The organism is Cryobacterium suzukii (assembly GCF_004403185.1).
Taxonomy (GTDB): Bacteria; Actinomycetota; Actinomycetes; order Actinomycetales; family Microbacteriaceae; genus Cryobacterium; species Cryobacterium suzukii.
Window position 1 is genome coordinate 363,587 of the sequence record NZ_SOHJ01000011.1, and the last position, 12,450, is coordinate 376,036.

A 12,450-nucleotide genomic window follows, 5' to 3' on the forward strand; every position below is an offset into this window, starting at 1 on the left:
GTTGCAGGCGCACACGTTTCGCTACAGCCGGGGGCGACCGGCCCAGCGCTCGGCTTTGAGGGCGAGGTGCAGCTCGAGGCGAGCCTGCCCGCCGAGCGGATCCACCCCGATGAGTGAGCGGATGCGCCTGAGCCGGTTATAGATACTGGTGCGGTGCAGATGCAGCTGCTCGGCGACCTCGGCCACGGAACCGTTCTTGTCATAGAGCAGCTCGAGCACGGGCAACAGTTCCCCGTTATGGTCGAGGTCCCGCAGTTCCGAGAAGAGGGCCGACTCGGTCGGCACAACGTCTCGACCCTCGACGGCTAAAAATTGGTAGACCCCGGTAGCGCGAAACGATACGAGCGGTCCCAGCTGGGCGTCCACCCAGGCTGCCTGCACGGCGCTCCGCGCCTCGGCGTAGGCGCCGGGCAACCGTCGAAGGTCGGAAAAGGGCTCGCTCAGCCCGAGCAGAACGGGCGCGGGCGGCTGCCCGCCGCGGCGTGCGACCTCAAGGCCAAAGCGCCTGAGAACCTCGGAACCGTCGAAGCCGTCAATCACGTCGTGCAGCAACAACACCGCCTGCGTTTCGGTTCCAGCGGAGAACAGCACCGCGTCGATTCCGAGCGTGGTCTGAAGCGCGGACAGCCGGTGCAACAGAATACTCTCTGCAGGATTGCGCCGGGCGTTCGTGCCGCGGTCCACAAGCATGGCCAGCCGCCACGGTCCACGCCCATGCACACCGGGCCAGCCTCCAACCGATACGAGGGCATCGCGATCGCCCGAACAGGCGGCGAGAAACTGAGACTCGTTCGCGCGGCGGCCAGCGGAATCCGCGTTCGTGCGATCGAGCAGCAGCTCCGCGAGACTGTCCAGCTCACGGCGGATGCCCCGGAGCTCCTGCAGGATGGCATCGGGTTCGAGCTCGTCATCGAGCTGCAGCACCCAGAGATATCCCACTCGGAATCCACGGGCGAGCAGCGGCACGCATACCCGGCCCAACATTTCGAGCTCGGCATTGGCCGGAACCGGAACCGGTCGTACCGCCGTGGCGATGCCGTGGCTGAGCTGCCAGTCGCTGACATCGGGCGGAACCACCTTGCTCAGCACGAAATTCGTGCGCACCCGGTCCGCCGTCGCGTGGTGCGCACTGTAGGCGAGCAGTTTGCCCTCGAGGTCTGCCAGGGACAGGGCACGGTCGAGGTGCTCGGCGATGATGGCCACCGCCTGATCGATATCGGCCCCCCTCATAAGCTCAATCCTACGCAAGCCGTGTGCACGTCAGACGACAATCGACGCCCCATAACGCTACAAATGTCGAGCCAGAGAAAGCGGCCGTCGACTCCTCCTACCGGTATCGGCAGGGAAAAATCCCCGGAAGAGTGGCAATTCCGCGCTCCGGAAGCTAGCGAGGGGTCGGATGACGCGCCCCGCGGCATCCGGCATCTGCTTGCCAGGAACGCGATAGCGCCGCTAACCCGGGCATATCGTTTTTAGGCTGGCAGAGACCCCTACATCCCGCACAATCGCCCTGGACTACAAGGAAGTATCCCGATGTCGCAATTGAAACGCAGCCCCCAACCCGCCGTGAGCGCGCAGCCGCACCTGGCCCGGTCGCTGTCAAACCGACATATCCAGCTCATCGCCATTGGCGGCGCGATCGGAACAGGCCTGTTCATGGGCTCGGGGAAGACCATTTCACTCGCCGGGCCATCCGTGATCTTCGTGTACATGATCATCGGTTTCATGCTCTTCTTCGTGATGCGGGCCATGGGCGAACTGTTGCTGTCCAACCTTGACTACAAGTCGTTCAGCGACTTCGCCGGCGACTTGCTCGGGCCGTGGGCCGGATTCTTCACGAGCTGGACCTACTGGCTCTGCTGGATCGTCACCGCCATCGCAGAGCTGATCGCGATCGCGCTGTACACGAGCTTTTGGTGGCCAGAACTACCACTGTGGATTCCCGCGCTCGTGGCCGTGCTGATTCTGCTGGGCCTCAACCTCGCGAGCGTCAAGGCGTTCGGCGAAACCGAATTCTGGTTCGCGCTGATCAAGATCATCGCCATTGTCACGCTCATCGTCGTGGGTCTCGTGATGGTGTTCACGAAGTTTCAGTCCCCCGGCGGCACCCCGGCGAGCTTCAGCAACCTGTGGAACGACGGCGGACTGTTTCCCACCGGTCCGATGGGGTTCATCGCCGGTTTCCAGATCGCCGTGTTCGCGTTCGTCGGGCTGGAGCTTGTGGGCACAACGGCCGCCGAAGCGCAGCACCCGGAGAAAAACCTTCCCAAGGCCATCAACTCCATCCCCATTCGCATCATGCTGTTTTACGTGCTCGCGCTGATCATGATCATGACGGTAACTCCGTGGCGTGAGGTCACCGCCGACGCGAGCCCGTTCGTGGCGATGTTCGCCCTCGCGGGGCTCGGCGCGGCCGCGGCCGTGATCAACTTCGTCGTGCTCACGAGCGCGACGTCGTCGGCGAACTCGGGGCTGTATTCCACATCGAGAATGCTCTTTGGGCTGGCGGTCGAGGGCACGGCACCGGCACGCTTCGAACGCCTGACCCGGCACAAGGTGCCAGCCAGCGCGCTGCTGTTCTCGTGCAGCTTTCTGCTCGTATCGGCCGTGCTGCTGTATGCAAACCCCTCGATCATCGCCGTCTTCACCGTGGTGACCACCATGTCTGCGGTGCTCTTCATCTTCGTGTGGACCATCATCCTGGTCAGCTACATCGTGTACCGCAAGCGCCGCCCGGCGCTGCACGCGGCCTCAAAGTTTAAGATGCCCGGCGGCGTGTACATGTGTTACGTGGTGTTGTCGTTCTTCGGGTTTTTGATCTGGGCGCTCACCCAGAAGACCGACACCCTGCAGGCCTTGCTCGTGACGCCACTGTGGTTTGTCGGCCTTACTGCGGCGTGGTTTATCATCCGGCGCCGCCCGGAACTGGCCGCGCATCAAGAACTTCACCGGGCGAACGTGCAGGCAGACCGGGTTGCCGCGATCGCCTTTCGGCGCTGACGACCGAGATAAACGCCGGTAGCACCGCTCAAGCCACGCGAGGTCGCGGCTGACCGAGGCAGAATAGACGGATGAGCGATGCCGGCGACTTCGTGGACCGCACGCTGCAGTACGAAGCTACCTGGGAGCGCGCGGCTGAGGCGGGGGCCAGGTTTGGGAACGAGCTCGAGTTCTATGGCGCCTCGGTGGGCGCCGTGCGGGGAACCATCCGCGATCTCGCCCGCCGGTATAAGAACATGAGCCACGACGAGGTGACGACGCTGAGCTCCGAGCTCTGGAACGTGCCGGTGTTCGAGCGGCGCCTCGCCGCAATCGTGCTGCTGCAATCGAACGTGACCCTTCTCGACAACACCGACCTCACCCGTATCGAGGGGTTTCTGCGAGGAGCTGGACTGCCAGAGCTCGTCGATCCGCTCACCTTCGACGTGGTGCTGCCACTCGTACAGGCGCTGACCGGAGTGAATCGTGCTCGAGCGGATGCGACCCTCGAGCGTTGGGCACGAGATGGCGACTCGTCCCTGCGGCGCGCGGCCGACGGCGTGAGCGCGAGAATCGCTCGAGCGTAGGCTGCGGGTATGCGCGCAATTATCGTGAACTCCCCCGGTGGGCCGGATGCCCTCACCCTGACGACCCTGCCCGATCTGGAGGTCGGGGCCCACGACATTCGAGTGAAGGTCGCTGCGGCGGGCGTGAACCGAGCGGATATCCTGCAACGGCAGGGGCACTATCCCTCGCCCGCCGACGCACCCCACTGGCCGGGACTGGAGGTGTCTGGCGTGGTCACCGAGGTGGGCGACGACGTGACTCGGTTCGGCATCGGCGATCGCGTGTGCGCGCTCCTCGCTGGCGGCGGCTACGCCACCGAAGCCGTGGTGCACGAAGACCTGGCGCTGCTGGTGCCACTGTCAATGGACCTCATCGACGCCGCGGCCCTGCCGGAGGCCCTGGCCACCGTGTGGTCGAACGTGTTCATGGGCGCTGAGCTCCAGCCCGGAGAAACACTGCTCGTGCACGGCGGCGGAAGCGGAATCGGCACGACCGCTATTCAGCTCGCCCGTCTGGCCGATGCCCGAGTGGCCGTGACGGCCGGGTCAGCCGAGAAACTCGCCGTGTGTGAGGGCCTCGGGGCAGAAATTCTGATCAACTATCGCGAGCAGGACTTCGTCGCCGAAATCACCACCGCCACCGACGGGCGAGGCGCCGACGTGATCCTCGACATCATGGGTGGCTCCTATGCGGCGCGCAACATCGAGGCGGTCGCGGTGAACGGGCGCATTATGGTGCTCGCGAACCAGAGTGGTGAACCCGCCACGTTCGACCCGTTTCGCCTCATGCAAAAGCGCGCCCGATACTGGGGCACCACCTTGCGCGCCCGTTCGCACACCGAAAAGGTCGCCGTCATGCGTTCGCTGGAGTCGGCGGTCTGGCCGTGGATCGCCTCGGGCGAGTTTCGACCGGTGATCGACGAACGCTTCTCTTTTGAGAGGGCAGCGGATGCGCACCGCCGGCTGGAAGCATCCACTCACGTTGGCAAGATCGTGCTGGTGCCCTGAGACCTGGAACAGGCCGTCCGCGAGCACCAGCACGAACCACTGAGCACCGGGCTCTGAAGAGTGCCGGTGCAGCGCGTGAGCGACTCAGCGGGTGTAGTGGGACTCCTGCAGCTCGTACACGGGGGTGTCGAGCCCCTCCATGCGTGCCTTGATCTGCAGCGCGAGGTAGTTCGAGTAGTGCCGGCTCTGGTGCAGGTTGCCGCCGTGAATCCATAGTTGCGGCACGTTCGTGGGTTTCCACATATTGCGGAGCTCCCCCTCCCACGGCCCCGGGTCCTTCGGGGTGTCTGAGCCGTAGCCCCAGCAACGGCCGACCTGGTCGGCGACCTCCGGCGAGACCAGGTCGGCCAGCCATCCGTTCATGGAGCCGTACCCGGTGGCGTACACGATCAGGTCCGCGTCCAGCTCGGTGCCGTCGGCGAGCACCACGGAGGTGGGCGTGATGTGATCGAGCTGGCCCGATTTCACGGCGACCCGGCCGTCGATGAGCAACTGCGAGGCGCCCACGTCGATGTAATAACCCGACCCACGACGCAGGTACTTCAGGAACAAGCCCGAGCCATCCGTTCCAAAGTCCAAATCGAAACCGACGTCGCTGAGCTTCGAGTAGAAGTCGGCGTCACGCTCGGCCATCTGCTCGAAGACCGGAATCTGCGCGGACGGCAGAATGCGGTACGGCAGCGAAGCAAAGAGCAGGTCGGCCTTTTCGGTGGTCACACCGTTGGCCAGCGCCTGCTCGGAGTAGAGTCCGCCGAGCGCGAGGTCCATGAGCGAGTCGCTGCGGGAGATGTGTGTCGACGACCGCTGCACCATGGTGACGTCGGCGCCGTGCTCCCACAGGTCGGCGCAGATATCGTGCGCCGAGTTGTTTGATCCGATCACGACGGCCTTCCTGCCGGTGTAGTCGCCCCCGCCGGGGTGCTTCGAGGAATGGTGTTGTTCACCTTCGAAAGACCCGGCACCCGCAAAGACCGGCGTGTTCGGGTACCCAGAGACACCGAGCGCGAAGACCAACTGCTTGGGGCGCAGGGTGACCGGCGTGCCGTCGCGCACGACCTGCACCACCCACTCCTGGGCGACTTCGTCGAAAGTTGCCTTCGTGCATTCGGTGCTCGACCAGTAGTTGAGTTCCATGATGCTCGTGTAGTGCTCGAGCCAGTCGCCGATTTTATCTTTCGAGGCGAAGACCGGCCAGTCCTCGGGAAACTTCAGGTAGGGCAGGTGGTCGTACCACACCGGGTCGTGCAGGTGCAGCGACTTGTACCGGTTGCGCCACGAATCCCCGGCCCTGGCGTTCTTCTCGATCACGATCGTGGGAACGCCGAGCCGGCGCATGCGTGCAGCCAGGCCGATACCGCCTTGCCCGCCACCCACGATCACGCAGTACGGCTGTTCCTCGTAGCCGAGCCGCGCCTCCTGGGCGGTTTTTTTCTCGAGCCACGAAGTGCGGCCCTTGGCGATTTCGTGGGAGACGCCCTGCTCCCGGTTACGGCCCTTCTTTTCCTCAAAACCCTTGAGTTCCTGCATCGTGGTGAGCAGGGTGTAACACCGGCCATCCTGCAGGCGCAGGTGGGCATACCCGCGCGCCTGGGCGGTTTCGAAGGTCACCCACGCTTCGGCTGCGTCCGCGTTCCCGGTCGCGGGTTCGGCGAGCGCCCAGTTGTGCGGGCGCACCTCGTCGAGGGTGGCGGTAAGCATCCGTTTGATGTCGGCTTTACCTTCGAGGGTCTTAAGATTCCAGGTGAAAGACACGAAATCGCGCCAGTAACAGTCGTCGGCGAAGAACGCCAGGGCACCGTCGATATCTCGGTTCTGCAGGGCCGTGTCGAACCGGGCGAGCCAGTTGTCGACCACGGTGCTCGGTGAATCGGGCATGTCACTCCTTTGTGAGCCAGCGGATGGTCTGCCCGTTGTCGGACGCGACCTGTATGTTCAAGTACACGGCCGCAGGGGTTACACCGGCGTTACACCCGGTGTCTCTGATCGGCGTGATCGTCGGATCCAATGGAGGAGGCAGCGCATGCCCTACGGGCCGAGCACCCCGGTTCTTATGGCTGGCCTGCGATTTTCCTGCCCCGAAAAATATGAACGGATGCTCCGCGCGGCCCACGAACGCATTCACGCCGGTGTGCCGCCGTCCGCGATCACCGCCGCGGTGTGGGAATCCTGGCAACGTTCCCTGGCCGCGGGTATCGACCCCGACCGGCACCTGCCTCGGCATCTGCACCAGGTGGCCGACGTCGTGGCGCTGCGCCGCGGAAATCTGCTGGAGACCGTGATGCCGGCCCTCAGCGAGCTTCTCGCCGACGAGAGCGCGGACGGGCAGCACCTGCTCGTCCTCGCCGACGCTCGTGGCGAGGTGCTGTGGCGGGTCGGCAGTCGCTCGGCGTTGCGGCAGGCCGACGGGCTTGAGTTCGTGGAGGGTGCCGACTGGTCCGAGGCAGGCGTGGGCACCAACGCCATCAGCGAAGTGGTACTGAGCGGGCGCGCCGCGCAGATGTTTTCGGCCGAACACCTCGTGCGCACGCACCACGAGTGGGCGTGTACGGCCTCACCCATTCGGGACCCGGATAGTGGCGTGGTGATCGGGGTTTTGAACGTGTCCGGGCCACTCAACACGGTCACGGCCGACAGCATGCGGATGGTCAAGTGCGGGGTGCGGCTGGCCGAGGAGCTGTTGCGGGGTGCGCGACGAGAACCGCCGCGCCGGGCCGGGTCGGTGGCTGCTGGGCGCTCATTGGCGGTTTCATCTGGACTCTCGATCGAGCTGCTCGGTGAGAGCCCGTCGGTACTCGGTGCCGACGGCAATCGGATGCCGTTGTCCCTGCGCCGCGCGGAGATTCTGGCCCTGCTTGAGTCGCGGGATCGCGGCTGGAGTGCCGACGAACTCGCCTATGCCGTGCATGGGGAGACCGGTTCCGCCGCGGCCATCCGCATCGAGATGCACCGGATTCGTCGGGTGCTCGGCGACGCCCTGGAATCCACGCCGTATCGCCTCGCACCCAGCCTGCGCGGCTCGTCTGACTCGGCGCGGGTGTTGCGACTGGTGCGCGGCGGGCACGTGGCGGCTGCCCTCGCGGCGTACACCGCCCCGTTGCTGGCCAGGTCGACCGCCCGGGCGATCGAACCGCTGCGCGCCGAGCTCACGAGCGCGGTGGGGGCATCCGTTCGCGCCAGTGGAAACGCCGAGCTGCTGCGTCGCTGGTGCGCAACCGAGATGGGGAGCGATGACCGCGCCGCTGTGCCGATCCTCGGCCGGCTGGTCGGTTTCGCCGATGCCGCCTATCTGGCGTCGCTCGCCCGCCTCAGCCGCATCGACCTTGAGCTCGGCGGCTAGAGCTACGGGGATTGCTGCGTGCGAGACGAGCTGAGGCTCCGCCGGCGTCCAAAGCCTCCTAGGCCACCGGGTTCAGGTCCGAAGAAATGGAGTGCGCGGCGGCGCGCAGGACGGGAATGGCTCGCTCGGCAAACGCATCGTCGACCCGGGACACCGGCCCGGAGACGCTGATGGCGGTGGGCGTCGGCGCGTCGGGAACCGCCATCGCGAAGCAGCGCACACCGATCTCCTGCTCACCGTCGTCGATGGAGTAGCCGCGTTCCCGGATCCGAGCCAGATCGGCCAGCAAATCATCCACCGTGCCGATGCTCATGGTCGTGGGCCGCGGCATTCCTGTCCTGGCCATAATGGCGCGCACGGCGTCATCGCCCAGCTGCGCCAGAATCGCCTTGCCGACCCCCGTGGCGTGAGTATGCGCGCGTCGACCGACCTCCGTGAACATGCGCATGGAGTGTTTGGACGGAGCCTGGGCGATGTACAGCGCCATGTCGGCATCGAGAACGGCCATGTTCGCCGTCTCCCCGAGTTGATCAACCAGCGACCGAAGTTGCGCGCCGGCGAGGGCGCCGAGCTGCGTACTGGCTGCCGTTCCAAGACGAATGAGTCCAGGGCCCAGCGCGTATCGCCGGTTGGCGAGCTGACGGATGTATCCCTTGGCCATCAGTGTGCGCAGCAGTCGATGAATGGTCGGCAATGGCAGGTCGGTGGAGGCCGCGAGCTCGCTCAGCATCACCTCTCCGCCGGCAGCCGTGATCAGCTCCAGAAGTTCAAAAGCCCGTTCCACGGACTGCACACCGCTACCAGCCGCGCGTTCTGCCATCTCCAGGCCTCCAGACCGTGTGTGACAACAAATATCCGCAGTGCGGAAAATGTCGCCGGGTTCCCCAGAGTACACAGCGGTTGACGCGGGGCCCCACCGACCATAGTATTTTCGTAGAACAGAAACTAACTTCCACAATGCGAAATAACGTGGAATGAAGCCGCTCATTCATCGACTCGAGCAAGGACGCCCATGCCGTACACCGTAAATTGCTCCATCCTGCTGACCGAGCTGCCATTGCTCCAGCGCCCGGCCGCGGCCAAGGCCGCCGGATTCGACGCGGTCGAGTTCTGGTGGCCCTTTGCCGCCGCAGTTCCCACCGAAACGCAGATTGCCGACTTTGAGAACTCGATCACGGACGCCGATGTTCGACTGACCGGATTGAACTTTGCCGCCGGAGACATGCCGGCCGGGGACCGGGGCCTGGTCTCCTGGCCCGCACGTTCCAACGAGTTCCGCGACAACCTGGCGGTCGCGGCCTCCATCGGCGAGCGCCTCGGCTGCACGTCCTTCAACGCCCTCTACGGAAACCGCATCGACGGCGTCACCGCCGAGGAACAAGACGATCTCGCTATCGAAAACCTTTCCCTCGCCGCGCGATCCGTCGCCCCGATCGGTGGCACCGTGCTGCTGGAGCCAGTGAGCGGGGCACCGAGGTACCCCCTGCGAACGGCGGCCGATGTGCTGGCCGTTATCGACCGGGTGCGCGCCGAGACCGGCGACACGAACATCAAACTACTCGCCGACTTCTACCACCTCGCCGTCAACGGCGACGACGTCGAGGCCGTGATCGCCGAGCACGCACACGAATTCGGCCACATCCAGATTGCCGACGCACCCGGTCGCGGCGAACCGGGAACGGGCACGCTGCCGATTCACGAGTGGCTCGCGCACAGTCACGGGCTCGGCTACGACGGCGCCATCGGGCTCGAGTACAAGACGGCGGCAGCAAATCCGTTCGCCTGGCTCGAAGCTGTCTAACCGACCACGCACATCCGTCACCATTGAGAAAAGGACACCGAAAATGAGTAATGTTGCCGTCATCGGCCTGGGAATCATGGGCCTTCCCATGGCGATCAATCTCGTCAAGGCCGGCCACAACGTCATCGGTTTCAACCGCAGTCCGGCACGGATCGATCAGCTGGTTGCCGCGGGAGGCCGCGGCGCGGCCAACATTGCCGAAGCCGTGCGGGACGCCCACGTCGTGATCACGATGCTGCCAGACTCGCCCGATGTCGAGGACGTTGTCGGTGGCCCGGACGGCGTCTTCGCCAACACCCCGGCCGGCGCCTCCTGGGTTGACGCGAGCACCATCCGTCCCGACGTCACCGTTCGCCTCGCCACGGCCGCACGGGAGGCTGGGCTCAAGGCCGTCGACGCCCCCGTCTCCGGCGGCGAGGCCGGCGCGATCGAGGGCACCTTGTCGATCATGGTCGGCGGGGAGGCCGCCGACGTCGAGGCCGTTCGCGGCGTGCTCGACGCGGTGGGCAGCACCGTCGTACACGTCGGTCCGGCCGGGTCCGGCCAGACGGTCAAGGCCGCCAACCAGCTCATCGTCGCCGGCACCATCCAGCTCGTCGCCGAGGCGCTCGTGTTTCTGGAGGCGCACTCGGTGGATACCGAGGCCGCCATCAAGGTTCTGGCCGGCGGACTGGCCGGCAATCGCATCCTGGACCGCAAAGCCGCCTCCATGGTGGCGCGCCGCTTCGAACCGGGGTTCCGGGTCGACCTGCATCACAAGGATCTGGGCATTGTCACCGCCGCGGCCCGCGCCGCCGGCGTCTCCATTCCGCTGGGTGCGGTGGTGGCCCAGCTGATGGGCGCCCTGCGTGCCGAAGGCCACGGTTCGCTCGATCACTCGGCTTTGCTGTTGCTGGTCGAGCAGATGTCCGGCCGTTCGCACGCCGAAACACCAACTATTTAGCTCCAGGGAGAACCACATGTCTAAAATGCGTGCAGTCGACGTTGCCGTCGCGATCCTCGAGAAGGAGGGAGCTACCCAGACCTTCGGCGTGCCGGGCGCCGCCATCAATCCGTTCTACTCGGCCATGCGCGCTCACGGCGGCATCGACCACATCCTGGCCCGCCACGTAGAGGGCGCTTCACACATGGCCGAGGGATTCACCCGCACGAAAGCCGGCAACATCGGCGTGTGCATCGGCACCTCCGGACCGGCCGGCACCGACATGATGACCGGGCTCTACTCAGCGTGGGCCGACTCCACGGCCATCCTCTGCATCACCGGCCAGGCGCCGGTGAGCAAGCTGCACAAGGAAGACTTCCAGGGCGTCGACATCGCCTCGATCGCGGCCCCCGTCACCAAGATGGCCGTCACCGTGCTCGAGGCCGGGCAGGTTCCCGGCGTCTTCCAGAAGGCGTTCTATCTGATGCGCTCCGGCCGCCCTGGACCGGTGCTGATCGACTTGCCGATCGATGTGCAGCTCACCGAGATCGAGTTCGACATCGACACCTATGAGCCACTGGCGGTGGCCAGGCCCGCGGCATCGGTGGCCCAGCTGAAGAAAGCACTCTCCATGCTGCTACTGGCCAAGCGCCCGGTGATTATTGCCGGCGGCGGCGTGATCAACGCGGATGCCTCGGAGCAGCTGGTGCAGCTCGCCGAGGTGTTAAATATTCCGGTGATTCCCACGCTGATGGGCTGGGGCAGCATTCCCGACGACCACCGGCTCGCGGCCGGCATGGTGGGACTGATGACCTCGCACCGCTACGGCAACGCGACCATGCTCGAATCGGATTTCGTACTCGGCATCGGCAACCGCTGGGCCAACCGGCACACGGGCGGCCTCGACACGTACACGAAGGGCCGTACGTTCATTCATATTGACATCGAGCCCACCCAGATCGGGCGTATCTTCTCGCCCGACTTCGGCATCGTCTCCGATGCCGGTGCTGCGCTTGCCAGTCTGGTTGAGCTCGCCCGGGAATGCCAGGCCCACGGCGGACTGCCCGATTGGGAGAGCTGGGTCGAGAGCTGCGTGCACCGCAAGAACACGATGCAGCGCAAGACACACTTCGACAACGTGCCGATCAAGCCGCAGCGCGTGTATGAGGAGATGAATCGGGCCTTCGGCACCGAGACCCGATATGTGACCACGATCGGGCTCTCCCAGATTGCCGGGGCCCAGTTTCTGAACGTGTTCCACCCGCGGCACTGGATCAATTGCGGCCAGGCCGGTCCCCTCGGCTGGACGCTTCCCGCCGCCCTCGGCGTAGCGGTGGCCGATCCGACGAAAACGGTCGTCGGGCTCAGCGGCGACTACGACTTTCAGTTCATGATCGAAGAGCTCGCGGTGGGGGCCCAATTCCACATTCCGTACCTCCATGTCGTCGTGAACAACTCCTATCTCGGCCTGATCCGGCAGGCGCAGCGCCGGTTCGACATGGATTATCAGGTGTCGCTCGCGTTCGAGAACATCAACTCGCCCGAGCTCGAGGGCTACGGCGTCGACCACGTCAAGGTGGCCGAGGGCCTCGGCTGTAAGGCCATCCGGGTGCGCGAAGCCGACGATCTGCAGGCAGCGTTCGCGCAGGCACGGGAGTGGATGGTCGAGTTCCGAGTTCCCGTGGTCGTCGAGGTCATCCTCGAGCGGGTCACGAATATCTCGATGGCCGCCGCCGAGATCGACGCCGTCACCGAGTTCGAAGCCCTGGCCGAGACAGCGGCCGATGTGCCCACCTCGCTCTCCTTCAGTGTCTAACCCGCCTCAATGACCTAGTGC

General features: G+C 65.3%; 10 protein-coding genes. 7 read left to right on the forward strand and 3 right to left on the reverse strand.

Translation table 11 applies throughout. The features are described from left to right. Nucleotides 1-21: 21 nt before the first annotated feature. A complete protein-coding gene (locus E3T39_RS11410; RefSeq protein WP_134515359.1) occupies nucleotides 22-1,230 on the reverse strand; it encodes a PucR family transcriptional regulator in 1,209 nt (402 codons plus the stop codon). A 303-nt stretch (nucleotides 1,231-1,533) separates the two neighbouring features. On the opposite strand from E3T39_RS11410, the gene cycA reads away from it, so the two are divergent. The 3 genes from cycA to E3T39_RS11425 all read left to right on the forward strand — a co-directional run bounded on the left by cycA (nucleotide 1,534) and on the right by E3T39_RS11425 (nucleotide 4,553). Beyond that, nucleotides 1,534-3,000, forward strand: coding sequence for a D-serine/D-alanine/glycine transporter (gene cycA, locus E3T39_RS11415; RefSeq protein ID WP_134515361.1), 1,467 nt, complete (start codon nucleotides 1,534-1,536; stop codon nucleotides 2,998-3,000). A 71-nt stretch (nucleotides 3,001-3,071) separates the two neighbouring features. After that, on the forward strand, nucleotides 3,072-3,566 hold the full coding sequence (locus tag E3T39_RS11420) for a DNA alkylation repair protein (RefSeq protein WP_134515363.1): 495 nt from the start codon (nucleotides 3,072-3,074) through the stop codon (nucleotides 3,564-3,566). 9 nt (nucleotides 3,567-3,575) lie between these two features. After that, nucleotides 3,576-4,553, forward strand: coding sequence for an NAD(P)H-quinone oxidoreductase (locus tag E3T39_RS11425; protein WP_134515365.1), 978 nt, complete (start codon nucleotides 3,576-3,578; stop codon nucleotides 4,551-4,553). Nucleotides 4,554-4,637: 84 nt separating this feature from the next. Here the strand turns inward: E3T39_RS11425 and E3T39_RS11430 are convergent, their stop codons facing one another. Continuing rightward, entirely contained in the window at nucleotides 4,638-6,428 is a 1,791-nt protein-coding gene (locus E3T39_RS11430; protein WP_134515367.1) for an NAD(P)/FAD-dependent oxidoreductase, read from the reverse strand. Nucleotides 6,429-6,573: 145 nt separating this feature from the next. Here E3T39_RS11430 and E3T39_RS11435 point away from each other — a divergent pair, with 145 nt between their 5' ends. Then, a complete protein-coding gene (locus E3T39_RS11435; protein ID WP_134515369.1) occupies nucleotides 6,574-7,890 on the forward strand; it encodes a sigma-54-dependent transcriptional regulator family protein in 1,317 nt (438 codons plus the stop codon). A gap of 58 nt (nucleotides 7,891-7,948) precedes the next feature. Here E3T39_RS11435 and E3T39_RS11440 read toward each other — a convergent pair whose 3' ends face one another. Further along, nucleotides 7,949-8,710: an IclR family transcriptional regulator gene (locus E3T39_RS11440; protein WP_134515371.1), complete on the reverse strand. Its 762-nt coding sequence runs from the start codon at nucleotides 8,708-8,710 to the stop codon at nucleotides 7,949-7,951. A gap of 192 nt (nucleotides 8,711-8,902) precedes the next feature. Here E3T39_RS11440 and E3T39_RS11445 point away from each other — a divergent pair, with 192 nt between their 5' ends. From E3T39_RS11445 to gcl, 3 genes are read left to right on the forward strand one after another with little or no spacing between them, the layout of a single operon-like run. Then, nucleotides 8,903-9,691 (forward strand): hydroxypyruvate isomerase family protein, encoded by a 789-nt coding sequence (locus E3T39_RS11445; RefSeq protein ID WP_134515373.1) that lies wholly within the window; start codon nucleotides 8,903-8,905, stop codon nucleotides 9,689-9,691. Nucleotides 9,692-9,734: 43 nt separating this feature from the next. After that, nucleotides 9,735-10,634 (forward strand): 2-hydroxy-3-oxopropionate reductase, encoded by a 900-nt coding sequence (locus tag E3T39_RS11450; RefSeq protein WP_134515375.1) that lies wholly within the window; start codon nucleotides 9,735-9,737, stop codon nucleotides 10,632-10,634. 16 nt (nucleotides 10,635-10,650) lie between these two features. Beyond that, the gene (gene gcl / locus E3T39_RS11455) at nucleotides 10,651-12,429 is read left to right on the forward strand and encodes a glyoxylate carboligase (protein ID WP_134515377.1); all 1,779 of its coding nucleotides are present in this window, start codon (nucleotides 10,651-10,653) and stop codon (nucleotides 12,427-12,429) included. Nucleotides 12,430-12,450: the final 21 nt, after the last annotated feature.